Here is a 24,623-nt window from a genome sequence, read left to right on the forward strand (position 1 = left end):
TGACGCGAACGGGCCCCGGCCGGATGTGAATCCGGCCGGGGCCCCGTCGTATGCCCGGTGCCGCTCAGCGCTCCCAGATCTTGAAGGCCCGTACCCGGTAAGCGGTTTCCGGCGACCAGCTGCCGGTGGGGTAGGTACGGAACTCGGCGGTCTCGGCGCACTCCGCGCTCTGGTACGCGGTGACGGGCCGCCCGGTGCGGTTGGCCAGCGAGGCGGCGGAGCCGCCGGACGGCAGGGCGATACAGCTCTCGATGTCGGTACCGGTCAGTTCATGGACCTGGCGCGGTCCGGTGAAGCCGGTGCCGTGCCACAGGCACAGCTGTCCGGCGTCGCAGTCGCCGAGTGGCGGCGGCGCGGCCTGGGCCGGCGCCGCCGTGGTGAGGGCGAGGGCGGCGAGGGCCGCGGTGACGGTCGTGGTGACGATGGCGCGCGGTGGGCGCATGGTGAACGGACTCCCCGTGTGAGTACAGCGGAAACGGGAGTCAGCCTGTCGGCCGACTCCCGCTGTCCACCCCGGAGTCGGGCGGGAGCCACCCTGATAGGGGGTGTCCCACCCGTATCCCGCAACCGGTTTCCCGTCGGGGGCGTCCGGTGTCTCCCCTACGGGCCGGAACGGGTCAGATGTGTCCCGCCCCGGCACCCGCCTCCGCGTTGGTCCCGCGCTTGGTGAAGGCAGCGACCACCGCGGCGACCACCGCGACCACTCCGGCGACCACGAACGCCAGGCTCATGCCCGAGACGAAGGTGTCATGCGCCACGCTGGTGATCTTGCCCGCGAGCTCCGGCGGAGTGCCCTTGGCGACCGGCGCCCGGCCGACCTCGACCGCCTCGGACGCCTTGGACATCTGCTCACCGGTCAGCGGCGGCAGTTTGGCGCCGGACCACTTCGCGGGCAGGTCGTCGTCCACCTTGGCCGCCATCACCGCGCCCAGGACGGCCGTACCGATACTTCCGCCGACCTGCATGGACGCCTGCTGGAGACCTCCGGCGACACCGGAGAGCTCGATCGGCGCATTGCCCACGATGACCTCGGTGGCGCCGACCATCACCGGGGCGAGGCCGAGGCCGAGCAGACCGAACCACAGCGACATCTCGAGGGTGGAGGCGTCCACGTCCATCGTGGAGGCGCCGAACAGCGCGACGGCGGTCAGCGACATGGCGACCACCAGCGGGACCCGCGGCCCGATCTTGGTGATGACGGCGCCCGCCACCGGTGAGGACACGATCATCATCGCGGTCAGCGGCAGCAGATGGAGACCGCTCTTGACCGGGCTCATCCCGTGCACGTTCTGGAGGTAGAAGGTGACGAAGAAGAGTCCGCCCATGAAGCCGAAGGCCATCAGCACCATCAGCACGGTGCCCGCGGAGAGCGGGACCGAGCGGAACATGCCGAGCGGGATCAGCGGTTCGGCGGTGTGGTTCTCCCAGAAGGCGAACGCCACGAAGCTGATGGCCGCAAGTCCCAGGAAGAGCAGGGTCTTGGGGTCGCCCCAGCTCCATTCCGAGGACTTGATGACCGCCCAGATGAGGAAGAACATCCCGCCGGAGAGCAGCAGGATGCCCGGGATGTCGAAGGACTTCGGGGCCTTCGCCGCGCGGTGGTCGACCAGGATCAACAGCCCCAGCACCAGGGCGAGCAGACCGACCGGCAGATTGATGAAGAAGACGGACTGCCAGTTGACGTGCTCCACGAGCAGTCCGCCGACGATCGGTCCGCCCGCCGTGGAGGCACCGATGACCATGCCCCAGATACCGATGGCCATGTTGAGCTTCTCGGCGGGGAAGGTGGCGCGCAGCAGACCGAGCGCAGCGGGCATCAGCAGTGCGCCGAACAGGCCCTGGAGCACCCGGAAGGACACCACCAGCGGCACGGTCGAGGAGAAGCCGATGGCGGTGGAGGAGAGCGCGAAACCGACCACGCCGATGAGGAAGGTCTGCCGGTGGCCGAAGCGGTCACCCAGCTTGCCCGCCGTGATCAGCGCGACGGCCAGGGCGAGCAGATAGCCGTTGGTGATCCACTGGGCGTCGGCGAGCGAGGCGCCGAGGTCCTGCGCGATGGCCGGGTTGGCGATGGCCACGATGGTGCTGTCGAGGGCGACCATCGCCACGCCGAAGGCGACGGTCAGCAGCGTCAGCCAGGGATGACCCCGCAGCCCCTTGCGGGAGTCGGATATGGGCGGAGGTTCCGCCGCCTGGTCGGCGACGGTGGTCGAAGACGTCATGCCCGGAGGCTAATGTCAGCCTCTGACATTTGACAAATGGATTCATCCGCGGGTTGCTGTCTACTTCCCCACAGGTATTCTGAGCAGCCCGAACGTAGCCCGAGCGCGATACGGATCGCAGCCGGATCCGGGCAGGAAGCGAGCCGACAGGTGACAACGGACGAGGCGGCGGCGACCGCGGCGGCGGCCGCGCCGACCGGACTGCGCGAGCGGAAGAAGCAGCGCACCCGGGGCGCCCTGGTGCGCACCGCCTTCGAACTGTTCACCCGTCAGGGATACGACGAGACCACCATCGACGAGATCGTCGAGGCGGTCGACGTCTCCCAGCGCACCTTCTTCCGCTACTTCGCCAACAAGGAGGAGGTCGCCTTCGCGACCCAAGGGGCCGCGGAGGCACTGTGCTTCGACTCGCTCTGCGCCCGGCCGCCCGGTGAAGCGCCGCTGACGGCGCTGCGCACCGCGGTCCTGGACGCCTGGGACCGGATGGGCGAGACCATCGAGGAGCTGGTGCCGACCGAACTCCATCTGCGGATGTACCGGGTGATCGAGTCGACGCCCACCCTGCTCGCGGTCCATCTGCGCCGGACGATGGAGATGGAGGAGCGGCTGGCCCTGGAGATCGCCCGCCGCGAGGGGCTGGACATCGACGAGGACCCCCGGCCGCGTCTGGTGGTGGCGATGTTCGGCGGAGTGGTCCGGGTCACCGGGAAGCTGTGGGGCGAGCGGGACGACCTCAGCACGTCGGCGCTGCGGGACATCGCCGCCCATCAACTCGACCATGTGGGACCGGCGCTCGCCGAACATTGGAACAAAAACCATTAAATCGGACATAGCTCCCACGTTGGGCGGTTGCCAAACGTGATATGACTCACGGCATTTGGCGACCACCACCGCGCTTCTCCTAGGGTGTCCCGCGGTGACTTCCTTCCCGGAGCTCAGCTCCCCCTCTCCCGGTTCCACCGCTTGGCGCGCCCTGCTCGCGCTGGCGGTGGTGTTCGTCCTGCTCGCCACCACCGGCTGGACGGCCGTACGGGCCCAGAGAGGCGACCGGGACCCGCTGGCCGCGTCGGTCGACGCCTGGCGCCACGCCACCCTGGAGGGTCACCCGCTGCCCGACCCGTACTCCTCGCCACGGCGGCTGAGCCGCTGGTTCGACGCGCTGGACAAGGCCGGGACCGACCGGCTCGTACGCCGTTTCCCGCTCGTCGTCGGCAATCTCAACGGCGCGCCCGTGGACCTGCGCTACCGCGCCAACCGGGTCGCCCTGCGCCAGGCCATGGCCGTGGAGCGGCAGCGGATGCACGACAGCAGGCTCACCCCGCTGGGCCGCACCGACGCCACCCGCAGGATGGACCGCTACGAGGACCTGCTCGGCCCCGGCCGCCAGATCCTCGCGTTCGACCCCGCCGGCCAGGGCCGGGCCGCCGAGGTCTTCGGCGACCTCGCGCACGCGGGCCGGGTCTCGATCGTGGTGCCGGGCGTGGACACCAACATCCTCACCTTCCAGAAGACCGGGAAGCCGTACTCCGCCACCGTCGGTATGGCCCGTGCCCTCTACCGGAACGAGCGGACCGACGCCCCGGAGACCCGCAGCGCCGTGATCGCCTGGGCCGACTACACCTCCCCGGCGGGCATCGGCATGGACGCCGCCACCGGCAAGCTGGCCGCCCAGGGCGCGCTGCGGCTGCGGGGCCTGGTCAACGCGCTGCCAGCGCCCTCCCGGGTCTCCCTGATGTGCCACAGCTACGGCTCGGTGGTGTGCGGTGTCGCCGCACGTGATCTGCCACCGAGCGTCACCGATATCGCGGTGGCCGGAAGCCCCGGGATGCGCGCCGACCACGCCTCCGACCTGGGCACCAGCGCCCGGGTCTGGGCCATGCGCGACTCCGGGGACTGGATCGAGGACATTCCGCACCTGGAGGTCGGCGGACTCGGCCACGGCGCCGATCCGTACTCCTCCGACTTCGGTGCCCGCAGGCTCTCCGCCGACGGCGCGGACGGTCACGCCGGGTACTTCGAGCCCGGTACGACCAGCCTGGACAACCTGGCGCGGGTGGGCGTCGGCGCGGTCCAGTCCGTGAGCTGCGCGGACGGTGACGAATGCACCGCCGGGCTGACCTGACCGCAGACCACAGACGCGACGCGCGTAGCGCTCAAGGGGGGACGGGCGGGCCACCGCCGCATACGATGAGCCGCATGGGTGATGTGCTGGCCGGTTTTCAGACCGTCTGGGAGTTCGACACCGACTCCGTGCTCATCCGCTTCGAACGGGGGATCCGCACGCCGAAGCTGCTCCAGGCGCTCGGCGAACGCCGCGTCCCTTTCGAGGCGCTGTCCGCGGTGGAGGTCGCTCCCGGCAAACGAGGCACCGTGGTGCTGCGCGCCGTGCCCAGACCCGGCGCCGACCCCCTGATGGACGTCGCGGACGGCCAGCTCAAGGAGGCGTACGACCCGTACCGGCTGGTGCTGCCCGCCGAGCGCGAGACGCTGGCCGAGTACTACGCGGACGAGATACGTGGTGCGCTCGCCCCCGACGCCCCCACCCCCGCCGAAACCCACCTGGTCAGCGCCCCTGCGCCGCCGATGTCGTTCAAGGCGTACGACGGCAAGGCGTCCTTCGACGGCAAGGAGGTCTCCTTCCGCTGGTTCTGGACCGGCGCCTCCTCGGCCAAGTGGAAGGCCGGGGACCAGCGTTTCCGGATCGACGACCTGAGCGGTGTGGAGTGGTGTTCCCCGGAGAGCAAGGGCTCCGCGGGCGCCGCCCCCAAGGAGGGCGCCGCCAAGAACGGCAACGGCCATCTGCGGCTGGTCGAGCGCGCCGCCGAGGACCGCCCCGCCGGCCGGGCCGACCACGACCCCGCGGCCGTGGTGTTCGGGATGGGCTACGGCCTGGTCCACCAGTCGCTGCCGTTCGCCGCCGCCGTACTGGAGGCCGTACGGGCCGGGAACCCGGGCCAGGGCACCGAGACCGCCCCCGCCGCGGCCCGTGCCAACGGCACCCGCCGCGACCCCGCCGATATCGCCGAGCGCATCCGCCACCTCGGCGAGCTCCACAGCCAGGGGCTGCTGACGGACGAGGAGTTCAGCGCGAAGAAGGCCGAACTGCTGGCGGAGCTGTAGGCGGCGGTCACGCACCGCCCGGGCACCGCGCCATCGCCCCGGCACCGCCATCGCACGGCATCGCAGCGCACCCATACCCAGGTATGACCTGTATCCGACTCCCAGGTATGACGTCGGAGACGCCGCGGAACCCTACGCTGAAGCCGCCATGTCCAGCACTTCCTCCGCCGACGCCGCCGCCTCCGGCGCCCTGTCCGCCGACGCCCCGTCCACCGCGCACGAGAGCCTGTTCAAGGCCGCCCGGCGGCAGGTGGGCGGTCTGTTCCGCGCCCTGGTGACACCCAGCTACCCGGCCACCCCGCTGTTCTCCCAGTCACCCCGGCGCTGGCTGCGCAGGCTGCCGTACGGAGTGGCGATGGTGCTCACCGCGATACTGGTCCCGGTCTCCGCCCAGGTGCTGACCAACGACTACGGGGAGAGCGGCGAATCCGCCATCCTGCTGGCCATCGCCCAGGTCACCCCGCTGCTGCTCGCCGTCACCCGCCCCCTCCAGGCGTGGTGGATCACCATCATCAGCGAGGTGCTCGGCGCGGTGATGGTGCTCAACCCCGGTATGGAGCACCAGATCTGGCCCTGGCTGCCCGCCGGGATCGTGGGCTACCTCTTCCTGATGCTGGCCCTCGCACTGCGCGAACCGCGGCCCACGCTGGTGGCGGTGTGGCTGGTCACCGGCGGCGCCGGACTCGCACTCGGCACGGGCGTCGACACCGGGGCCGACAGCAGCGGAGTGCTGCTGTTCGTGCTCAGCGGTGTGGTGCTGCTGATCGGCGGCGCGCTGCGCGAACGTGGTGACGCCCAGCGGCGGCTGGCCGAACAGGAGACCATCAGCGAGGCCGAACGCTCCCACCGCACCCTGCTGGAGGAGCGCGCCCGGATCGCCCGTGAACTGCATGACGTGGTCGCCCACCACATGTCCGTCATCACCGTGCAGGCGGACAGCGCGCCCTACCGGATCGGTGGTCTCCCGCCCGACGCGGAGCGGGAGTTCGGCTCCATAGCGGCCACCGCCCGGGAGTCCCTCGCCGAGATGCGCCGACTGCTGGGTGTGCTGCGCAGTGAGGAGACCCGTGGCGAGCGGACGCCGCAGCCGGGGCTGCGCCAGGTGCCGCAGCTGGTCGAGGCCACCGTGCGGGCCGGCATACCGACCGAGCTGACCGTCGCCGACGCCGTCCTCGACTTCGGTCCGCTGCCCCAGGCGGTGGAGCTGTCGGCGTACCGGATCGTGCAGGAAGCGCTGGCGAACGTGGTGCGCCACGCGCCCGGTGCCGCCACCCAGGTCTCGGTCTCGGCCGCCGGTGATCCCGCCGCGCTCACCGTCCTGATCGTCAACGGGCCGCCGACCGGTGTGCCCACCACCCCGCTGGAGACCACCGGCACCGGCCACGGCCTGGTCGGCATGGTCGAGCGGGTCCGGCTGGTGGGCGGCATGCTCGACACCGGCCCACTGCCCGGCGGCGGCTTCCGGGTCGCCGCCCGGCTGCCCCTCGTAGAGCTCGAAGAGACGGACTCATGACCATCAAGGTGATCATCGTCGACGACCAGGCGATGGTGCGGGCGGGGTTCGCCGCGCTGCTCGCCGCGCAGAGCGATATCGACATCGTCGGTGAGGCACCGGACGGACGGCAGGGTGTGGAGGTCAGCAGGCGCACGCACCCCGATGTGGTGTTGATGGACGTCCGGATGCCGGAGATGGACGGGCTGGAGGCGGCCCGCCGGCTGCTCGACCCGCCGCGCGGGGTGATCCACCGCCCCAAGGTGCTGATGCTCACCACCTTCGACGTCGACGACTACGTCTACGAGGCGCTGCGCGCCGGGGCCAGCGGCTTTCTGCTCAAGGACGCCCCGCCCGCCGATCTGATCTCCGCCGTGCGGGTGGTGGCGGCGGGCGAGGCGCTGCTCGCCCCCTCCGTCACCCGCCGTCTGATCGCCGACTTCGCCCGGCAGCGCCCGGCGTCCCGCCGCCAGGACGGCCTCGCGCTGCGCCGCGGCGGGCTGACGCCGCGGGAGACGGAGGTGCTGGAGCTGATCGCGCGCGGACTGTCCAACCAGGAGATAGCCGAAACGCTGGTGCTGGCCGAGCAGACGGTGAAGACCCATATCGGCCGGGTGCTGGCCAAGCTGGAACTCCGGGACCGGGCCCAGGCAGTGATCTTCGCCTATGAGTCGGGGCTGGTGTCGCCCGGCGGTCAGTAGGGGAACGCGCCGGGGACGGCCGGGGGTCCGCCGGGCACGCACGGGGCCGGCCCTCGGCCGACCTGGCGGGGCGGGGGCACCCGGGTGGTGACCGGCCGGGAGCCGGTGGGGCACCGGCCTCGGTGGCGGCCGGCCGGACGGCCACGTCCGCGGTGCGGCCCGTGCGCACCGGGGACCACCGCGACCGGCCCGAGATCTTCTCCGGCCGGGCCGCCGCGGCGTGGTGAACACCCCTCCGCCCGGGGGCCGTTCGGCTGAACCACCCCCTACCCCGGTATGACGTCCGACTTGGCACCGCGGTGTGACGCCCGGCTACCCACCGGCTCCCTACGTTTCCCTCGCCACCGAACGGAAGAGGGAACCCGCGGCCATGTCCCAGACGCACCGACCCAGGCACTACGCCCGCCGTCTGATCACGGCCGCGCTCACCGTCACCATCGTGGCCGCGACGGCCGGATGGACCGTCGCCCATGAGGAGCAGGCGATCACCGGGCCACCGCCCGGCACCTCCGCCTGGCGCGCCGACCACTCGCTGCCGGGCGCCGCGCGGCAGCTGCCGGACCCGGCCACCGCCTCCCCGGCCCGGATCGCCCGCTTCTTCGACGGTCTCGGCGAGGCCCAGCGGCGGACCCTGGCCGTCCGCCATCCCCAGGTGGTGGGGAATCTCGACGGCGCGCCGCTCGCCCTGCGCTACGCGGCCAACGCCCGCGCCATCAGGGCCGCGCGTGACAAGGAGCGCACCGCCGACCCGCACAGCCCGCTCGTCCGGCGCTACACCACCCTGCTCTCCCCGGGCCGTCAGATCCTCGCCTTCGATCCGCGCGGCCGCGGCCAGGTGGCCGAGGTGTTCGGCGATCTGGCGGCGGCGCGGCGCACGGCCGTCGTGGTGCCCGGCTCCGATATCGATCTGAACGTCTTCGACCGCGACCACGACCGTTACGGCACACCCGTCGGGATGGCGCGGTCGCTGCGGGCCCGGATGGCCGGGGAGGCACCGGACACCCCCACCGCCGTGGTGGCCTGGGTCGGTTACACCACCCCCGCCGGGCTCGGCCCGGACGCCGCGACCAGCAGGCTGGCCGAGGCGGGGGCGCCGCGTCTGGACCGGTTCCTCGCGGGCCTGGCGGTGACCACCGCGGCCACCGCCGAGGCGCCGCCCACCGTCTTCTGCCACAGCTACGGCTCGGTGCTCTGCGGGCTCGCCGCCTCCGCGATGGACCGCACCCGGGTCTCCGACCTGGTGGTCCTGGGCAGCCCGGGGATGCGCGCGGACAGCGCCGAGGGACTGCACACACCCGCCCGGGTGTGGGCGGCGCGGGACAGCACCGACTGGATACGCCGGGTGACGGGCTATGCGTTCCTGGGCGTCGGCCACGGCGAGGACCCGACCGACCGGTCCTTCGGTGCCCGGGTCGTCTCCGCCGACCGCGCCCATGGCCACACCGGCTACTTCGCCCCCGGTACGGACTCGCTGCGCAACTTCGCCCGGATCACCCTGGGACGGTTCGACGGGATCCGGTGCGCCGACCGCGCCGAAGGCACCCAGGACTGCCGCCATGACCTCATATGACCCCCGGCCGTCCCCGCTCGCGGTGCTCTGCGCCGGGCTCTTCGCCCTGGACGGCCGGGAGCGCCCCGAGGCCCCTCGGGAGGGGGCGGGGACGGGGCGGGCCGTCCTGGTACGCGCCGCGGTCGCGTTCGTGGTGCTGGGTGTGACGGTGGCGCTGACGGCCCTCCATGGCTGAGCGGCTGGGCAGCGGAGTGGCTGCGCGGCCGGGGCGGCGCACCGCCGGGTCCCGCGTCAGGCGCCCTCCGCCCGGCGCCGCGCGTCGGAGTAGATCCCGATCTTGTAGTCGATGACCTCCAGCGTGCTCCGGAGCTCCGCGATCCGCGCCCGGACGTTCTCCCGGTGTTCGGTCAGCAGTTCCTCGCGCTCGCCGAAGGTGTCCTGACCGGCGCGGACCATCTCGGCATAGCGCACCATGTCCGCCACCGGCATCCCGGTCAGCCGCAGCTTGCCCACCAGTTCCAGCCAGTCCAGATCGCGGTTGGTGAACCGGCGCTGCCCGGTGTGGGTGCGGTCCACATGCGGCATCAGCCCGATCCGCTCGTACCAGCGCAGGGTGTGCGCGGTCAGCCCGGTGTGCGCCGCCACCTCGCTGATCGTGTAGCGGTCCTGGCCGGTCGGCCGCGGATGCCGATGCTCCTCCGCGCAGACCCGCGGCTTCGCCGGAACCGGAGCGCTCTCCATCACGGTCATGCCGAAACACCCTCTCGCCCATCGCTGCTGTGTGCGCGTACCACTCCCGGGACAACGCTATGGAGTGAGAGTGCACTCCAAGCAAGCGGATTCCGGGGCCGGATCGGGCGGGGACTAGGCTCAGGGCCATGGAGAGCCTGCGGATGATCGAGAACTGGCCGGTCCCCACGGCGGCGGCGGCCGTCGTCACGGCGGACGGCACCCGGACCGGTTCGTACGGCCCGGCCGACCGCCGCTTCCCCCTCGCCTCGGTGACCAAGCCGCTCGCCGCCTACGCCGTACTGGTCGCCGTCGAGGAGGGCGCGGTCGAGCTGGACGAACCGGCCGGGCCCGAGGGCTCCACCGTCCGCCATCTGCTCGCTCACACCTCCGGACTGGCCTTCGACGAGCACCGCACGGTCGCCGCCCCCGGCAACCGACGGCTGTACTCCAACGCGGGCTTCGAGGTGCTGGGCGACCACCTCGCCAAGGCGACGGACATCCCGTTCGGCGAATATCTGCGCCAGGCGGTGCTGGAGCCGCTCGGTATGACCTCGACCGATCTGCCCGGCTCCCCCGCCAAGGACGGCGTCTCCACCGTGGACGACCTGGTGCGGTTCGCCGCCGAGCTCCAGGCCCCGCGGCTGCTGGCGCCCCAGACGCTGGCCGAGGCGACCTCCGTGGTGCACCCGGGGCTGACCGGGGTGCTGCCCGGCTACGGTCACCAGCGCCCCAATGACTGGGGACTGGGCTTCGAGATACGCGACGGCAAGTCCCCGCACTGGACCGGCGGTTCCTCCTCGCCCCGCACCTTCGGACACTTCGGCCAGTCCGGCACCTTCCTGTGGGTCGACCCCGAGGCCCGGGCGGCCTGTGCGGTCCTGACCGACCGGCCCTTCGGCCCCTGGGCCGTGGAGGTCTGGCCCGCCCTGACCGACGCGGTCCTCGCGGAGCTGCGCACCCGCTGACCCCCGGACCGGAAGGGACCTCCGGACCGGAAGGGCCCCCGGACCGGGCGAGGGCTCAGCCGTACACCGGTTCGGCGTGCATCTCCCACACCAGCAGCTCCGCCGGGCCCTTCGCACACGCCTCCAGCCCGTCCGCGTCCCGCACCCGGACCGCGTCCCCCGCGCCCAGCGTGCTGTCCCCGATCCGCACCGTGCCGCGCACCGTGTGGACGTAGAGCCAGGGCGCGTCGGGCAGCGCGGTGCGCTCACCGTCGCCGAGCCGCCGTAGGTGCAGCACCGCCTCGGTGCGCTCCAGCGCGTACGGGGTGCCGTCGGCGATACCGCGCACCACCTCGTACCCGGGCTCGGTGGCGGCTCCGGGGCCGGGGACCAGCCACATCTGTACGAAGACCAGCGGTTCCGGGCCCGCGTTCCGCTCGGTGTGACGCACTCCACTGCCCGCGCTGAGCCGCTGCACATCACCGGGGCGCACCACGGTCCGGGCGCCGGTGGAGTCCTCGTGGGTGAGCTCGCCCGCCACCACCCAGGTCACGATCTCCAGATCGCGGTGGGGGTGCTCGGCGAAGCCCGCGCCGGGCGCGAGCCGCTCCTCGTTGCAGGCCACGAGCAGTCCGAAGCTCACATTCTCCGGGTCGTAGTGCCCGGAGAAGGAAAAGGCGTGGCGCGTCTCGATGCCGGTCCCGTCCCCGCCCGGATACCGTGCACCGGACCGCTGTATCCACTTCACCCGGTCCACGGTAGTGCGCTCCCCTTCCGGCTCCCGCCGCCCCGTCCCTACCACCCCGTAGCTCCCCGCCCCCCGCGTACTCCACCCGATAAGGCAGTCTTGTCCTCGTGCCTGAACCAGCCGCGAACCTCCCTCATCCCCACAGTGCCACCCTGCGCCGCCTGGAGAAGTCGTCCGGGAAGCTGGCCGCCGCCGCCATCGCGCACATGGACGAGCAGCTGTCGTGGTACCGGGCGATGCCGCCCGAGAACCGCTCCTGGATCGGGCTGGTGGCACAGGCGGGCATCGCGGCCTTCACCGAGTGGTTCCGGCATCCGGAGGCCCCACAGGCGATCAGCACCGATGTCTTCGGCACCGCCCCGCGCGAGCTGACCCGGGCGATCACCCTGCGGCAGACCGTGGAGATGGTGCGGACCACCATCGAGGTCATGGAGTCCGCCATCGACGAGGTGGCGGCCCCGGGCGATGAGTCGGTGCTGCGCGAGGCGCTGCTGGTGTACGCGCGGGAGATCGCCTTCGCCACCGCCCAGGTGTACGCGCAGGCGGCCGAGGCACGCGGCGCCTGGGACGCCCGGCTGGAGTCCCTGGTGGTCAACGCGGTGCTGTCCGGCGAGGCGGACGAGGGGGCGCTGTCCCGTGCCGCCGCCCTCGGCTGGAACGCGCCCGAGTGCGTGTGCGTGGTGCTGGGCACCGCCCCGGACGGGGACAGCGAGCTGACCGTGGAGGCGATCCGGCGGGCCGCCCGGCACGCCAAGCTCCAGGTGCTCACCGGTGTGCTCGGCGACCGTCTGGTGGTGGTCGCGGGCGGCTCGGACAATCCGCTCCAGGCGGCGAAGGCCCTGATCGGCCCCTACGCCCCGGGGCCGGTGGTGGCCGGTCCGGTGGTCTCCGACCTGCTGGCCGCGACCCGCTCGGCGGGCGCCGCCGCGGCCGGGCTGAAGGCGTGCACCGCGTGGCCGGACGCGCCGCGGCCGGTGCTGGCGGACGATCTCCTGCCGGAGCGGGCGATGGCCGGGGATCCGGCCGCCCGCGACCAGCTGGTGGAGGAGATCTACAGACCGCTGGAGGAAGCCGGCTCCGCGCTGCTGGAAACGCTGAGTGTGTACCTGGAACAGGCCAGCAGTCTGGAGGGCGCTGCCCGGATGCTCTTCGTGCACCCCAACACCGTCCGCTACCGGCTACGACGTGTGACCGACGTCACCGGATGGTCACCTTCCGACGTCAGGTCGGCGTTTACGCTGCGCATAGCCCTGATCCTCGGACGTCTCGCTGATGGAGACCTGCTGCCCTGACCCTTTGTTGGACTCCAACAATTCCCCTGACGGTTCTTCGTCCTTGTCCTCACGGGCGAGCGGGACCACCCACAAGAGAGAGTGTGAGAGTGCTCGTACTCGTCGCTCCCGGCCAGGGCGCTCAAAAGCCCGGCTTCCTCACCCCCTGGCTCGACCTCCCCGGTGTCACCGAACGACTGACCTGGTGGTCGGCCGTCTCCGGCCTGGACCTGATCCACTACGGCACCAAGGCCGACGAGGAGGAGATCCGCGACACCGCCGTGGCCCAGCCGCTGCTGGTGGCCGCCGGTCTCGTCGCCGCCCACGCCCTGTTCTCCGAGGGCACCGGCGCGCCCGCCGGCCCGGCCGCCTCGGCGCACCGCCTGGGCGCCGCAGCGGGCCACAGCGTCGGTGAGATCACCGCCGCCGCGGTCTCCGGAGTGCTCACCGACGAGGCGGCCATGGTGCTGGTCCGCCGCCGTGGCCTGGCCATGGCGGACGCCGCGAGCCGCGCCGAGACCGGTATGGCGGCCATACTGGGTGGTGAGCAGGACGAGGTCGTCGCACACCTCGACAAGCACGGACTGACTCCGGCCAATGTCAACGGCGCCGGGCAGATCGTGGCCGCGGGCACCGCCGAGCAGCTGGCGGCGCTGGCCGAGGACAAGCCGGAGGGCGTGCGCCGCGTCGTCCCGCTGAAGGTGGCCGGTGCGTTCCACACCGACCATATGACCCCGGCGGTCGCCACGCTCGAGGCCCTGGTCGCGGGCGTCCCGGTCGCCGACCCGCGCACCGCGTACGTCTCCAACCGTGACGGCAAGGTGGTGAGCTCCGGTGCCGAGGTGATCGAACGGCTGGTCGCCCAGGTGTCCAACCCGGTCCGCTGGGACCTGTGCATGGAGACGTTCCAGGAGCTGGGTGTCACCGGGCTGATCGAGCTGGCCCCGGGCGGAACGCTCACCGGTATCGCCAAGCGCGCGCTGCCGGGTGTGGCGAACGTCCCGCTCAAGACGCCGGACGACCTCGACGCGGCCCGTGCGCTGATCGCCGAGCATGCCGACCCCGCCGACGACACACCGGCCGAAGAGGAGCTCCGAGACGCATGACCGCGAAGATCAGGCCCAGCAAGGGCGCACCGTACGCGCGCATCCTCGGTGTCGGCGGCTACCGTCCGACCCGGGTGGTGCCGAACGAGGAGATCCTCAAGCACATCGACTCCTCGGACGAGTGGATCCGCAGCCGTTCGGGCATCTCCACCCGCCACTGGGCCGGACCGGACGAGACGGTCGCCCAGATGTCGGTCGAGGCGGGCGGCAAGGCCATCGCCGACGCCGGGCTGACGCCCGAGCAGATCGGCGCCGTGATCGTCTCCACCGTCTCGCACTTCAAGCAGACCCCGGCGGTCGCCACCGAGATCGCGCATCTGCTCGGCACCAAGAAGCCGGCCGCGTTCGACATCTCGGCGGGCTGTGCGGGCTTCGGCTACGGACTGGCCCTGGCCAAGGGCATGGTCACCGACGGCACCGCCGAGCATGTGCTGGTCATCGGGGTCGAGCGGCTGTCCGACCTCACCGATCTGGAGGACCGGGCCACCGCCTTCCTGTTCGGTGACGGCGCGGGCGCCGTGGTGGTCGGCCCGTCCAAGGAGCCCGCGATCGGCCCGACCGTCTGGGGCTCGGAGGGCGACAAGTCCGACACCATCAGCCAGACGCTGCCCTGGGACGTCTACCGCGAACGGAGCAGCGAGGAGGTACGTTTCCCCGCGCTGCGCCAGGAGGGCCAGGCGGTCTTCCGCTGGGCCGTGTACGAGATGGCCAAGGTCGCCCAGCAGGCCCTGGACGAGGCCGGAATCACCGCCGACGAGCTCGACGCGTTCATCCCCCACCAGGCCAATTTGCGGATCATCGACTCGATGATCAAAACCCTCAAGCTGCCGGAGCACGTCACGGTCGCCCGTGATGTGGAGACCACCGGCAACACCTCGGCCGCCTCCATTCCGCTCGCCATGGAGCGGCTGTTGGCGACGGGGCAGGCGAAGAGCGGCGACACCGCGCTCGTCATCGGATTCGGGGCCGGTCTCGTCTACGCAGCGACGGTCGTTACCCTCCCTTAGGCTCCATAGTCCATATCCACGCAGCCCCGTACGACTCGGACGCTGCGCACCCACCGCAACACACCGAAGAAGGAGCGCCGCAATGGCCGCCACCCAGGAAGAGATCCTCGAGGGTCTCGCCGAGATCGTCAACGAGATCGCCGGTATCCCGACCGAGGACGTCCTGCTGGACAAGTCCTTCACGGACGACCTGGACGTCGACTCGCTCTCCATGGTCGAGGTCGTCGTCGCCGCCGAAGAGCGCTTCGACGTCAAGATCCCGGACGACGACGTCAAGAACCTCAAGACCGTCGGTGACGCCGTCGACTACATCCTGAAGCACCAGGGCTGAGCCGAGGGCTCGTCGCCACCCATGCGGTGGCAGGTCCAGCACCCTCTACACGTGGAGTAAGAATTCCTGTGAACTCGACCAATCGCACCGTGGTCGTCACCGGTGTTGGTGCCACGACGCCGCTGGGTGGCGACGCCTCGTCCACCTGGGAGGGCCTGCTCGCCGGACGTTCCGGCGTAGGACTCCTGGAGCAGGACTGGGCGGCCGAGCTCCCGGTCCGGATCGCCGCGGGTATCGCGGTCGACCCGGCCACCGTCATCCCCCGGCCGCAGGCCCGCAAGCTGGACCGCTCGGCGCAGTTCGCGCTGATCGCGGCCCGTGAGGCATGGGCGGACGCGGGCTTCACCGCCAAGGCGGGCGAGGACGGTTCGGTCGACCCCGACCGGCTGGGCGCGGTCGTCGCCTCCGGTATCGGCGGGGTCACCACCCTGCTCGACCAGTACGACGTGCTGCGGGAGAAGGGTGTCCGCAAGGTCTCCCCGCACACGGTGCCGATGCTCATGCCCAACGGCCCGGCGGCCAACGTGGGTCTGGAGGTCGGCGCCCGCGCCGGTGTCCACACCCCGGTCAGCGCCTGTGCCTCGGGCGCCGAGGCCATCGGCTACGCCATCGAGATGATCCGCACCGGCCGTGCCGACGTGGTCGTCGCGGGCGGCACCGAGGCGGCCATCCACCCGCTGCCCATCGCCGCGTTCGGCAACATGATGGCGATGTCCAAGAACAACGACGACCCGCAGGGCGCCTCCCGCCCCTACGACGTCGACCGCAACGGCTTCGTGCTCGGTGAGGGCGCCGGTGTCGTGGTCCTGGAGTCGGCCGAGCACGCCGCCCGGCGCGGCGCCCGGGTCTACGCGGAGGCCGTCGGCCAGGGCATCTCGGCCGACGCCCACCACATCACCCAGCCGGAGCCGTCCGGCAACGGCATCGCGCACGCCCTCCAGAACCTGCTGGACTCCAGCGACCTCAAGCCCGCCGAGATCGCGCACATCAACGCGCACGCGACCTCCACCCCGCAGGGTGACGTCGCCGAGATCAAGGCGCTGCGCAAGGTGTTCGGCCACGATGTGGACCACATGGCGCTGTCCGCCACCAAGTCCATGACGGGCCATCTGCTGGGCGGCGCGGGCGGTGTGGAGACGGTCGCCAGCGTGCTGGCGCTGTACCACCGGACCGCCCCGCCGACGATCAACATCGAGAACCTCGACCCGGAGGCGGACGCGGATGTCGTGCGCACCGAGCCGAGGGCGCTTCCGGCGGGCACCATCGCCGCGCTGAACGACTCGTTCGGCTTCGGCGGGCACAACGTGGTACTGGCCTTCCGCACCGTCTGACGGTCGTTCGGCTCACCTTCGGTGGCCCGCCCCGGCTTCTGAGCCGGGGCGGGCCACCGGTGCGTGGTGGGGCCTCACGCTACGCCCGGCCGTCGTCGTCGAAGCTGGCGAAGTACGAGGCGGCCATGTCCTCGTCGCCGTGGCCCTGGGCGATGGCACGCCGGAACCGTTCGGCGCCCGCGGCGGCCACGTCCAGCCGCACCCCGCTGCGCTCCCCCGCCGCCACGATCAGCCGGGCGTCCTTCTCCGCGGTCCTGGTCGCGAAGCTGGGTGCGAGGTCGCCGCTGAGCAGCTGGCCCGCCTTGACCCGCAGGTAGCCGTTGTCCAGCGGTCCGTCGGCGATGGCGTCGAAGAACCCCTGTGGATCCACGCCCAGCCCCTTGGCGAGGGCGAGCGCCTCGGCGGCGCCGTGGGTGACATTGAGCACCCAGCTGTTGAGCACCAGCTTGAGCCGGGTGGCCGCGCCGTCCGCCCCGTTCTCGCCGACCCAGACCGTACGGCTGCCGACGGCGTCGAAAACCGGCCATACCGCGGCGCGCACCGGGACCGGGCCCGCGGCGAGCACCAGCAGCCGTCCGTTCTCGGCGGGCTGCCGGGTGCCCAGCACCGGGGAGTCGACGAGGACGAGCTCCGTCTCGTGGGCGAACGCGGCGAGGGCCTCCAGCCCTTCCAGCCCCGCGGTGGTCGCCTGGGCCCATACGGTGCCGGGGCGCAGCCCGTCCCGGGCCTGACGCATCGTCTCCAGGGCCGCGGGGCCGTCATGGAGCATGGTGAGCACCACATCGGCGCCGTCGACGGCCTCGGCGGGGGTTCCGGTGACGCGCACCCCGTCGGCGGCGAGCGGTTCGGCCTTGGCGCGGGTGCGGTTCCACGCACGGGTGTCCAGTCCGGACCGGGCGAGGTTACGGGCCATACCGGCACCCATGATGCCGGTGCCGAGCACGGCGACGGAGCGTGCCGGGAGTTTTTCGGTCATGACGCCACGCTAGGACGTGGCGGGCGCCCGGGGGGCCGAGGGGGGCGGCGCGTCCGGCGGACGGCGGATGTCCCGGCGGGGGCGAGGGGGCCAGAAAAAGTCAGACGACCTGGTGGAGCCAGCGGACGGGGGCGCCCTCACCCGCGTAACGGAAGGGCTCGAGCTCATCGTCCCAGGGCTTGCCGAGCAGTTTGGCGATCTCCCCATCGAGTTCGCTCTCACCGCGCGCGGAGCGGGCGACGGCGGCCCGCAGCCGGTCCTCGGGGATCAGGATGTCGCCGTGCATACCGGTGACGGCGTGGAAGATGCCCAGGTCAGGAGTGGAACTGTAGCGCTCGCCCTCGGCGGTGGCACAGGGCTCGGCCGTCACCTCGAAGCGCAGCAGATGCCAGCCGCGCAGCGCGGACGCCAGTTTGGAGGCCGTACCGACCTCGCCCTGCCAGGAGAACTCCGCGCGCCAGGTGCCCGGGGCGGCGGGCTGCTTGATCCAGTCGAGCGTGACGCGCACGCCGAGGACGCCCGCGACGGCCCATTCGACATGCGGGCACAGCGCGCGCGGTGCGGAGTGCACATACAGAACTCCACGTGTCGTCACCGGGACCTCCTGTGCGGTTCGAGGTGCGCCTTCCCCAGCGGCCTCATGTCCGTACCGGTCGTGTCCGGGACACCACCCGACATTCTGCCCTAGTGATCACCTCTACACCAGTCCCGACATTACCTGCAGTGAAATTTATCGTGCAGAATTCTCTAGAAAAGGGACACGATGTGACGCGGCGTAAGGTGGCCGTACCGTACAGCACCCCTCGGCACTGGCCGGAAGCGCATCTGTCACAAGAAAAAAGTACCGCGCGGACCAGTCGGAGGAGTGACGTACCGTCGGACCCGGATAGATATCACCCATCAGCCGGAGGGGGAACAGCCATGCGGGCCAGCGCGACACGCCGGAAGCGGTCGGCCACCGCGTCCATGACCGGGCGTGCTGCCGTGCGTCCGACCGTGCGGCCCGTGGCGCGCGCGGGGGTCGCGCTGCTCACCACGGCCGCCGTGTTGAGCGCCTCGGGCTGCTTCAGCAGCTCGGACGGTCCGTCCCGGCAGGGCCCGTCCCGGGGCGGGAAGTCGCCGCACGCCAAACCCCGGGTCGTCTGGAACACCAGCCCGGACTCCCTGGCCTCGCTGGGCGACTCCATCACCCGCGGTTTCGACGCCTGCTCGGTGCTCTCCGACTGCCCGGAGGTGTCCTGGTCCACCGGCAAGGAGGTGAACAGCCTCGCCCAGCGGCTGCGCTCGACCACCCGCAGCTGGAACTTCGCCAAGACCGGCGCGGTGATGGACGATCTGCCCGCTCAGGTCACGGCGGCGGTGGCACGCAAGCCCCAGCTGGTGACCGTGATGATCGGCGCCAATGACGCCTGCCGGTCCTCGGTCTCCGACATGACCTCGCCCGAGGAGTTCCGCACCACCTTCACCTCCGCCCTCACCAGACTCCGGCGCGAGCTGCCCAAGACCCAGGTGTACGTGGCGAGCGTGCCCGATCTGAAGCGGCTGTGGTCGGAGGGGCGGAAGAACGTCCTGGGGAAGCAGATCTGGAAGCTGGGCATCTGCCCCTCGATGCTCAAGGACTCCGACGCCCTGGACGCGGCCTCGATGGACCGGCGGCGCCAGGTGGCGCAGCGGGTGAAGAGCTACAACAAGGTGCTCAAGGACGTGTGCGGCCGGGACGAGCTGTGCCGCTACGATCCGGCCGTGCACAACTACCGCTTCACCACACGCGAGTTGAGCAGGTGGGACTGGTTCCACCCGAGCAAGGCCGGTCAGCAGCGGCTGGCCGCGATGGCCTACCGGAGGATCTCGGCACCGTAGCCGCACCGGGCCCGGCGGATCCGGGGATGGGGCGGGGCGGCCCGGTCACCCGGCCGCCCCGCCCCGCACGGATCAGCGCATCGGGTTGACGAGCGTGACCGAGTGCTCGGTGTCGGCCACGGTGCGCGGCATCGGCACGAAGTCACCGCGGTCGCCGTACTTCACCATGCGGGCCTCGGCGTAGGCCGCGCCGTCGACGAAGTACCCGCTGCCGTCGACGGAGAAGCGGTGCTGCCGGCCGTCACAGATGGCCGGTGCGGAGCCGAGGGTGTCGCGCTCGGCGCCCTGCGTCAGCGTGACGAGGATGCTGGCGCGCGGGGAGTCCATCGTGTCGTACGCACAGCGGTAGGTGCCGTACACCGTGACGGTGCCGCCCCGGTTGACGTACCCGGTGCGGTCGATGGACAGGCTGTCGCCCCAGGGCAGGGGCACGGCCGGACGGGAGATGGCGTCGGCGGCCCGAGGGGGCACACCGCGGCTCTCGGGGGCGCCGGCCGACGTGGCGTGGGCGGCCGGGGCCGAGATGAGCAGGACGGCGATGGCGCCGAGGACGCGATGACGATTGCGCATGAACGGAATCCTCCGTGTGCGGGGAGCGGATTCCTGTAGAGCTACCGGGCGCACGGACCGTGCGGCGGGACCCTCACCCGCCGGGCGGCGTGTCCAGCGCCGCCCAACGGGTGGTTCCGGAGCGGCGGGTTGACCCGCCACGGACGCGGCGACGGGGTCAGTCGATGAACCGCACATCCGGGTGGCGGGGCGAAGGACCGTCGAACAACCGCTGGTGACGGCCGTGCAGATGCTGTTCGAAGAAGGCGGTGAGATAGGCCCGTCGGCTCGCGGTGAACCGCCGGGGGTCAACCCTGCCGATCATGTTGGCCGTTAGCCCGTCCGGCAGGGTGAACCGCTCGGCAAGACCGGGCAGTACCGTCTGGTAGTCGGTGAACGAGTTGTGCCCGGCGGCCTCGGTCCACAGGTCGCGCTTCCAGCCGCTGGAGTTGCGCCACATGGCCCGCCAGGACGGGGAGTGCCGGTGGGTGTGCGGACGGCGGCTGTCGTCCGTCGTCAGCCAGGCGCCCATCTGGAGAAAGGGCCGGTCCAGTCCGGTGCGGGCGACCGGCAGCAGCTGCCCGGGGTCGGCCCAGTCGTAGCCGAGCGGCCCGTCGAGGTTCACCCCCGCCCGGATCCGGCGGTCCAGCCGCATCGCCTCGGCCGTGGCCATCCCGCCGAGCGAATGCCCGAACATGCCGATACGGGAGGCGTCGAGGGCGGCTGCGAGCCCGCGCGGGAGGGAGTGCGGCTCCTCGGGTGTCCGGCCGCGCGCGAGCGCCTCCACCCGGTCGAGGACGAAGCGGATGTCGGCGACGCGGACGTCCAGGGCGGCCTTGTTGCGCCGCGCGACCGGTTCGATGGCACCGAGACCGGGCGCCGGCTCGACCACCCGGCCATCGGGGAACTCCACGGCGTGCGACTCGTAGGGGGCGTCCACGGTGACCACGACATAGCCGTGGCTGGCCAGTTCGGTGACGGCGCTGGTGTCGAGGGTGCGTTCGTTGTACATCCCCGGGGCGTGGAGCACCACCGGCCTGCGGGTACGGCCGGGCGCCACGTCCGCGCCGGTGCGGGCGTGGGTGGTGAACCCGGCCCAGTCGATGTCCCCCCGCTCCAGCTCGAGTATCTTCGCCGCGCCCGCCCCGAACACGGCGGCGGCGCGGGGCGCCATATAGGGCGCGGCCGGTGCGTCACCGTCCCGGGCGGCCGGGTACCACACCCCGGCCATCAGCTCCCGGAACCGCTTCCCCGCCCCGGTCCAGCTCGGCTGGCGCCGGGTCCGGTCCACCAGGTGCAGTTCGGTGACACCGACCGGGTGCGGCCCGGTGGGCCGGGGCAGTTGCAGCCGTACGGGCTCCGCGGCCGGCCGGCTCCGCCCGGCACGGGGCCGGGAGGTGTCCTCGCCCCCGTGGGCGATGGCGACGGAGGTGAGGGTGACCGTGGCACCGGTGGCGGCCAGGCCGCCCAGGAGTTGACGTCGTGACATTCGCATGCCCCGACCCTCTCGGAGGACCGGGGCACGGGAACACTGCCGAAAGTCAGGCCTGTGACATGACCTAGCCGGCTTGCGCGGGCATGGTCGACGCCTGCGGCACCGACGCCTGCGGCACCGAGGTCTGCGGCATGGAGATCTGCGGCACCGAGATCTGCGGCATGGCCGCGCGGCCCTGCGTGGCCGGGCCCTGCTGCATGGCCGGACGGTTCATCCCGGACATTCCCGCAGGTGACGAGTCGGTCCGCTCGCGCTTCTTCTCCGGGTTGTTGCGGACCCTCACGTTGGAGCACTTGCCGCCGACGTTGGTGTCCCCGGTCGCACCGGCGACGGCGGCCTCCAGCTCGACCCCGCCGAAGGAGGTGCCGCAGTGGTTCTCCTGGAACGTCCCGCCCAGGGCGGAGGCGAGCAGCGCCTCACCCGAGGGCCCCGACTGCGCCTGGGCCACGCTGACTCCGCCGAAGGCCACGGCACAGAACGCCGAGGCGCCCACGGCCACCGCTCGCATCGCTCGTCTCATCGGTCACCTTTCCCTCACTCGTACACGAATGTCTGCGTGCAGACTTCCGGGGCGCGTGGACGGGCGGCGGCTCCGACACGGCCGCTTAGACCGATCAGGGGTGCGGGCGCGGCGGTTCGAGCCATTTGGCAGACAGACCCGCCACGGCCTGCCCGATGCGCCTGATGATCACACCGTCGGGCTCCTGCCACGCACCCGCCGGATCGCTCCGGCACGGCGGGTGGCGGTCAACTGTGCTGGACCGGGCCGGGGTCGGCGCGCCGGAGTCGGGCAGGAGGACCACCAGGTCCAGGTCGCCGGCCGGGGTCACCCGGCCGGTGGCGGCGAATCCCCCGAGCACGGCACCGAGGGCGTGCGGACAGCGGTCCGTGATCAGGCGCAGGGCATGGACCGGCAGAGCGGCTTGACCGTCCTTGGACGGTCATCGTGTCATCCGGGCGGGGCCGCTGCCATCACGCCATCGCCCGGCCATGACGCCCTCCTGTTTTCGGGGCGTGTGCGTCCTAGACTGCCGGGCCGGGAGAAAGGACTCCGTATGAGACCCACTCGTGCCCGTCTGGCCCTCTTCGGGGCCGCGTTGCTCACTGCCGTGCCGTTGGTGTTCGCCGGGCCGGGGGTGGCGGAGGCCCGGGTCGGGGGGCCGACCGTGGAGGAGGGGCGGCTGGGGCTGGAGGCGCCACGGGAGATCCTGCGGCGCAGCGGGTTCGACACCGTGGCGCCGGAGTTCGCGCGGGCGCTGGCGGGGGTGCGGTCCGTCGCGGAGGCGGAGACCGTGGTGGCGCGCCAGGGGGAACGGCTGTGGCGGCGGGCGGTGGACCGGGCGCAGGGGCGCGGACCCGCGGGTGGTGACCTCAGCCGGGATGACGACCGGCCGTTGTACTGGGCGCGGTTGGGGATGACCCGGGCGCTGGGCGAGTGGCGGCCCGGGTTCCCGCTGTCCGACGCGCGGCGGGCCGCGCTGCTCGGCACGCTGGAACGCCGGTCGCGCGGTGAGGACTCCATCGATCTGCCCGCCGGCCCGGAAGTCAGGCGGATCGTGGTGACCGGCTTCGACCCGTTCCAGCTGGACGCGGATCCGCGCCGGTCCAATCCCTCGGGGGCCGCGGCGCTCGCGCTGGACGGGACCACGATCAGCACCGGGCGGGGTCCGGCGCGGATCGAGACCGCGGTGTTCCCCGTGCGCTGGGCGGACTTCGCGGACGGGACCGTCGAGAAGACACTGCTGCCGTCGTTCCGGTCCGGGCCGCGGCGGGCGGATGTCTTCATGACCGTGAGCCAGGGCCGGGTCGGCCGGTTCGACGTGGAGCGCACCAACGGCGCCTGGCGGGGCGGCTATCCCGACAACGCCAACGCGTCGGAGACCGGGACCGTGCCCCTCGTCCCCGGGGTGCCCGCCCCGGCGCCGCAGCCGCAGTGGACGACCACCACCCTTCCGTACGGACGGATCGTGGCGGCGGACACCGGGCCGTTCCCGGTGTACGACCACACCGAGGTCACCGAGATCCCGGCGGGCGGCGGCGGCCCGGTGGTCCGTCCCGACGGGCCGACACCCGGTTCGACGGCGCGTGCGGGAGGTGGCGGGGACTATCTGTCCAACGAGATCGCCTACCGCGCCACGCTGCTGCGCGACGCGGTCGGACTGAAGGCACCCGGTGGCCATCTGCACACACCGGTGCTGCGGTTCGGCCCCGGGAACACCGATCCGGCGACCGGTGAGGTGACCGACCCGGAGTTCGTCCGCGAGCGTCTCGCCATCACGGAACAGGTGCGGTCCGTACTGACCGTGGCGGCGGGCTGAGGCGTGTCGTCCGGCCCCGCGCCCACCCGGGCCCAGGCCCTGTCCTGCCGGTCCTCGTGGGCCCGCGACGACCGGCGGAACAGGGCCTAGCCGACCGGGGGCGGTGGCGGGTCGCCCGCCACCATGTCCGCCGGGTGACCCGCGTCCCCGCCGTCCGACGCCGCGGCCTCGCCCGTCAGATCGCGAACCAGCAGGGTCGCACCCGCGACCGCGCCCGGCATCAGGACCACCGCCACCAGCGGCAGCAGGAAGGCAAGGGCGAGCGGCACACCGAAGCCGAGGGTGAGCAGACGGCGGCCGCGCAGCATCCGCCGCCGCTCCTTCAGCAGCACCCCGCGGCGCAGCAGCGCGATCGAGGTCAGCTCCTCGGCGAGAAAGAAACCGGTCACACAGAACGCGAGCGCGGGGATCGCGGTCTGGCCGATCACCGGGATGAAGCCGAGCGCGAAGAACAGCACGCTCCACAGCGTCACGCGGATCACCAGGACGATGGCCTCGCGCAGCCCGATCCACAGCTCACGCCAGAGCGGCAGTCCCGACTCGGGTGCGTGGCCGTCCTCGGAGCGGTCCACCGCCTCGGAGAGCGACTCGTAGAAGGGCTGCCCGACCAGCAGGGTCACCGCCGTGAAGGTGATGATCGCCAGGAACAGACAGGCGGCGGCGAAGAGGATCGCGAGGGAGCCGCGGAAGACGGCAAGCCACGGTGAGGACCAGTCGTCGGCGAACGGAGTGGCCCACGCGATGACATCGTCGGTCCAGAAGAAGAGTGCGACGAGCGCCGCCGCGTAGCCGACGAGGGTGATGAGGGCGGGCAGCATCCCTATCCCCCACCACCGCCCGTGCCGGGCCACCCAGCGCTGCCCCTTCATCAGGTAACCGAAACCGGTCGCAAGATCACGCATGGGCGAAG

The 24,623-nt window shown here is 72.0% G+C and carries 26 protein-coding genes; 15 read left to right on the forward strand and 11 right to left on the reverse strand.

Annotation, left to right across the window (positions count from 1 at the left end; translation table 11 throughout):
* Positions 1-64: 64 nt before the first annotated feature.
* Both AC07FT_RS01910 and AC07FT_RS01915 read right to left on the reverse strand, forming a co-directional pair.
* Positions 65-442, reverse strand: a complete 378-nt coding sequence (locus AC07FT_RS01910; RefSeq protein WP_479173171.1) for a peptidase inhibitor family I36 protein — start codon at positions 440-442, stop codon at positions 65-67.
* Between the two features lie 175 nt (positions 443-617).
* Complete coding sequence (locus tag AC07FT_RS01915) at positions 618-2,222, reverse strand: MFS transporter (RefSeq protein WP_471194809.1); 1,605 nt, start codon at positions 2,220-2,222, stop codon at positions 618-620.
* A 150-nt stretch (positions 2,223-2,372) separates the two neighbouring features.
* On the opposite strand from AC07FT_RS01915, the gene AC07FT_RS01920 reads away from it, so the two are divergent.
* From AC07FT_RS01920 to AC07FT_RS01950, 7 genes are all read left to right on the forward strand, one after another.
* Positions 2,373-3,044: a TetR family transcriptional regulator gene (locus AC07FT_RS01920; protein WP_479173173.1), complete on the forward strand. Its 672-nt coding sequence runs from the start codon at positions 2,373-2,375 to the stop codon at positions 3,042-3,044.
* 94 nt (positions 3,045-3,138) lie between these two features.
* A complete protein-coding gene (locus tag AC07FT_RS01925; protein WP_479173175.1) occupies positions 3,139-4,344 on the forward strand; it encodes an alpha/beta hydrolase in 1,206 nt (401 codons plus the stop codon).
* A 74-nt stretch (positions 4,345-4,418) separates the two neighbouring features.
* Positions 4,419-5,342 (forward strand): DUF4429 domain-containing protein, encoded by a 924-nt coding sequence (locus tag AC07FT_RS01930; RefSeq protein WP_479173177.1) that lies wholly within the window; start codon positions 4,419-4,421, stop codon positions 5,340-5,342.
* Positions 5,343-5,490: 148 nt separating this feature from the next.
* Positions 5,491-6,855: a sensor histidine kinase gene (locus AC07FT_RS01935; protein ID WP_479173179.1), complete on the forward strand. Its 1,365-nt coding sequence runs from the start codon at positions 5,491-5,493 to the stop codon at positions 6,853-6,855.
* Complete coding sequence (locus tag AC07FT_RS01940) at positions 6,852-7,535, forward strand: response regulator (RefSeq protein ID WP_479173181.1); 684 nt, start codon at positions 6,852-6,854, stop codon at positions 7,533-7,535. The genes AC07FT_RS01935 and AC07FT_RS01940 overlap by 4 nt, the downstream gene beginning before the upstream one ends.
* A 370-nt stretch (positions 7,536-7,905) precedes the next feature.
* Positions 7,906-9,105 carry an alpha/beta hydrolase gene (locus tag AC07FT_RS01945; protein ID WP_479173183.1) on the forward strand — a complete coding sequence of 400 codons (1,200 nt, stop codon included), beginning with the start codon at positions 7,906-7,908 and terminating at the stop codon, positions 9,103-9,105.
* A complete protein-coding gene (locus AC07FT_RS01950; RefSeq protein WP_471194786.1) occupies positions 9,092-9,280 on the forward strand; it encodes a hypothetical protein in 189 nt (62 codons plus the stop codon). Before AC07FT_RS01945 ends, AC07FT_RS01950 begins: the two co-directional genes overlap by 14 nt.
* Positions 9,281-9,336: 56 nt before the next feature.
* Here AC07FT_RS01950 and AC07FT_RS01955 read toward each other — a convergent pair whose 3' ends face one another.
* Entirely contained in the window at positions 9,337-9,795 is a 459-nt protein-coding gene (locus AC07FT_RS01955) for a MerR family transcriptional regulator (RefSeq protein WP_479173185.1), read from the reverse strand.
* Positions 9,796-9,923: 128 nt separating this feature from the next.
* On the opposite strand from AC07FT_RS01955, the gene AC07FT_RS01960 reads away from it, so the two are divergent.
* Positions 9,924-10,742, forward strand: coding sequence for a serine hydrolase domain-containing protein (locus tag AC07FT_RS01960; protein WP_479173187.1), 819 nt, complete (start codon positions 9,924-9,926; stop codon positions 10,740-10,742).
* 55 nt (positions 10,743-10,797) lie between these two features.
* Here the strand turns inward: AC07FT_RS01960 and AC07FT_RS01965 are convergent, their stop codons facing one another.
* The gene (locus AC07FT_RS01965; RefSeq protein WP_479173189.1) at positions 10,798-11,478 is read right to left on the reverse strand and encodes a pirin family protein; all 681 of its coding nucleotides are present in this window, start codon (positions 11,476-11,478) and stop codon (positions 10,798-10,800) included.
* Between the two features lie 98 nt (positions 11,479-11,576).
* Between AC07FT_RS01965 and AC07FT_RS01970 the strand changes: the two genes are divergently transcribed.
* The 5 genes from AC07FT_RS01970 (at position 11,577) to fabF (ending at position 16,515) form a co-directional block, all read left to right on the forward strand.
* Complete coding sequence (locus AC07FT_RS01970; protein ID WP_471194774.1) at positions 11,577-12,761, forward strand: PucR family transcriptional regulator; 1,185 nt, start codon at positions 11,577-11,579, stop codon at positions 12,759-12,761.
* 89 nt (positions 12,762-12,850) lie between these two features.
* Positions 12,851-13,846 (forward strand): ACP S-malonyltransferase, encoded by a 996-nt coding sequence (locus AC07FT_RS01975; protein WP_479173191.1) that lies wholly within the window; start codon positions 12,851-12,853, stop codon positions 13,844-13,846.
* On the forward strand, positions 13,843-14,853 hold the full coding sequence (locus tag AC07FT_RS01980; RefSeq protein ID WP_471194770.1) for a beta-ketoacyl-ACP synthase 3: 1,011 nt from the start codon (positions 13,843-13,845) through the stop codon (positions 14,851-14,853). The genes AC07FT_RS01975 and AC07FT_RS01980 overlap by 4 nt, the downstream gene beginning before the upstream one ends.
* 82 nt (positions 14,854-14,935) lie before the next feature.
* Positions 14,936-15,184: an acyl carrier protein gene (locus AC07FT_RS01985; protein WP_020871568.1), complete on the forward strand. Its 249-nt coding sequence runs from the start codon at positions 14,936-14,938 to the stop codon at positions 15,182-15,184.
* A gap of 68 nt (positions 15,185-15,252) precedes the next feature.
* Positions 15,253-16,515, forward strand: coding sequence for a beta-ketoacyl-ACP synthase II (gene fabF / locus AC07FT_RS01990; RefSeq protein WP_479173194.1), 1,263 nt, complete (start codon positions 15,253-15,255; stop codon positions 16,513-16,515).
* Between the two features lie 79 nt (positions 16,516-16,594).
* On the opposite strand, the gene AC07FT_RS01995 is transcribed toward fabF, so the two are convergent.
* Positions 16,595-17,491: an NAD(P)-dependent oxidoreductase gene (locus AC07FT_RS01995; RefSeq protein ID WP_479173195.1), complete on the reverse strand. Its 897-nt coding sequence runs from the start codon at positions 17,489-17,491 to the stop codon at positions 16,595-16,597.
* A 100-nt stretch (positions 17,492-17,591) separates the two neighbouring features.
* A complete protein-coding gene (locus tag AC07FT_RS02000; RefSeq protein ID WP_432588410.1) occupies positions 17,592-18,086 on the reverse strand; it encodes a DUF3145 domain-containing protein in 495 nt (164 codons plus the stop codon).
* A 326-nt stretch (positions 18,087-18,412) separates the two neighbouring features.
* On the opposite strand from AC07FT_RS02000, the gene AC07FT_RS02005 reads away from it, so the two are divergent.
* Positions 18,413-19,351 (forward strand): SGNH/GDSL hydrolase family protein, encoded by a 939-nt coding sequence (locus AC07FT_RS02005; RefSeq protein ID WP_479173197.1) that lies wholly within the window; start codon positions 18,413-18,415, stop codon positions 19,349-19,351.
* Between the two features lie 72 nt (positions 19,352-19,423).
* Here AC07FT_RS02005 and AC07FT_RS02010 read toward each other — a convergent pair whose 3' ends face one another.
* From AC07FT_RS02010 to AC07FT_RS02025, 4 genes are all read right to left on the reverse strand, one after another.
* Complete coding sequence (locus tag AC07FT_RS02010; protein ID WP_479173199.1) at positions 19,424-19,921, reverse strand: DUF6299 family protein; 498 nt, start codon at positions 19,919-19,921, stop codon at positions 19,424-19,426.
* A gap of 157 nt (positions 19,922-20,078) precedes the next feature.
* Positions 20,079-21,395, reverse strand: coding sequence for an alpha/beta hydrolase family protein (locus tag AC07FT_RS02015; protein ID WP_479173201.1), 1,317 nt, complete (start codon positions 21,393-21,395; stop codon positions 20,079-20,081).
* A 64-nt stretch (positions 21,396-21,459) separates the two neighbouring features.
* On the reverse strand, positions 21,460-21,915 hold the full coding sequence (locus tag AC07FT_RS02020; RefSeq protein ID WP_479173202.1) for a hypothetical protein: 456 nt from the start codon (positions 21,913-21,915) through the stop codon (positions 21,460-21,462).
* A gap of 94 nt (positions 21,916-22,009) precedes the next feature.
* Positions 22,010-22,255, reverse strand: coding sequence for a hypothetical protein (locus tag AC07FT_RS02025; protein ID WP_479173204.1), 246 nt, complete (start codon positions 22,253-22,255; stop codon positions 22,010-22,012).
* A gap of 195 nt (positions 22,256-22,450) precedes the next feature.
* On the opposite strand from AC07FT_RS02025, the gene AC07FT_RS02030 reads away from it, so the two are divergent.
* On the forward strand, positions 22,451-23,713 hold the full coding sequence (locus tag AC07FT_RS02030; RefSeq protein WP_479173206.1) for a pyroglutamyl-peptidase I: 1,263 nt from the start codon (positions 22,451-22,453) through the stop codon (positions 23,711-23,713).
* A gap of 86 nt (positions 23,714-23,799) precedes the next feature.
* Here AC07FT_RS02030 and AC07FT_RS02035 read toward each other — a convergent pair whose 3' ends face one another.
* On the reverse strand, positions 23,800-24,615 hold the full coding sequence (locus AC07FT_RS02035) for an EI24 domain-containing protein (RefSeq protein ID WP_471194745.1): 816 nt from the start codon (positions 24,613-24,615) through the stop codon (positions 23,800-23,802).
* Positions 24,616-24,623 lie beyond the last annotated feature (8 nt).

It is taken from the genome of Streptomyces sp. NPDC045899, assembly GCF_056431485.1.

Coding starts and splice junctions, on each gene's coding strand:
- AC07FT_RS01910 (WP_479173171.1), bottom strand. CDS start 442: ATGCGCCCACCGCGCGCCATCGTCACCACGACCGTCACCGCGGCCCTC.
- AC07FT_RS01915 (WP_471194809.1), bottom strand. CDS start 2,222: ATGACGTCTTCGACCACCGTCGCCGACCAGGCGGCGGAACCTCCGCCC.
- AC07FT_RS01930 (WP_479173177.1), top strand. CDS start 4,419: ATGGGTGATGTGCTGGCCGGTTTTCAGACCGTCTGGGAGTTCGACACC.
- AC07FT_RS01935 (WP_479173179.1), top strand. CDS start 5,491: ATGTCCAGCACTTCCTCCGCCGACGCCGCCGCCTCCGGCGCCCTGTCC.
- AC07FT_RS01940 (WP_479173181.1), top strand. CDS start 6,852: ATGACCATCAAGGTGATCATCGTCGACGACCAGGCGATGGTGCGGGCG.
- AC07FT_RS01945 (WP_479173183.1), top strand. CDS start 7,906: ATGTCCCAGACGCACCGACCCAGGCACTACGCCCGCCGTCTGATCACG.
- AC07FT_RS01950 (WP_471194786.1), top strand. CDS start 9,092: ATGACCTCATATGACCCCCGGCCGTCCCCGCTCGCGGTGCTCTGCGCC.
- AC07FT_RS01955 (WP_479173185.1), bottom strand. CDS start 9,795: ATGACCGTGATGGAGAGCGCTCCGGTTCCGGCGAAGCCGCGGGTCTGC.
- AC07FT_RS01960 (WP_479173187.1), top strand. CDS start 9,924: ATGGAGAGCCTGCGGATGATCGAGAACTGGCCGGTCCCCACGGCGGCG.
- AC07FT_RS01980 (WP_471194770.1), top strand. CDS start 13,843: ATGACCGCGAAGATCAGGCCCAGCAAGGGCGCACCGTACGCGCGCATC.
- AC07FT_RS01985 (WP_020871568.1), top strand. CDS start 14,936: ATGGCCGCCACCCAGGAAGAGATCCTCGAGGGTCTCGCCGAGATCGTC.
- AC07FT_RS01995 (WP_479173195.1), bottom strand. CDS start 17,491: ATGACCGAAAAACTCCCGGCACGCTCCGTCGCCGTGCTCGGCACCGGC.
- AC07FT_RS02005 (WP_479173197.1), top strand. CDS start 18,413: ATGCGGGCCAGCGCGACACGCCGGAAGCGGTCGGCCACCGCGTCCATG.
- AC07FT_RS02010 (WP_479173199.1), bottom strand. CDS start 19,921: ATGCGCAATCGTCATCGCGTCCTCGGCGCCATCGCCGTCCTGCTCATC.
- AC07FT_RS02015 (WP_479173201.1), bottom strand. CDS start 21,395: ATGCGAATGTCACGACGTCAACTCCTGGGCGGCCTGGCCGCCACCGGT.
- AC07FT_RS02020 (WP_479173202.1), bottom strand. CDS start 21,915: ATGAGACGAGCGATGCGAGCGGTGGCCGTGGGCGCCTCGGCGTTCTGT.
- AC07FT_RS02030 (WP_479173206.1), top strand. CDS start 22,451: ATGAGACCCACTCGTGCCCGTCTGGCCCTCTTCGGGGCCGCGTTGCTC.
- AC07FT_RS02035 (WP_471194745.1), bottom strand. CDS start 24,615: ATGCGTGATCTTGCGACCGGTTTCGGTTACCTGATGAAGGGGCAGCGC.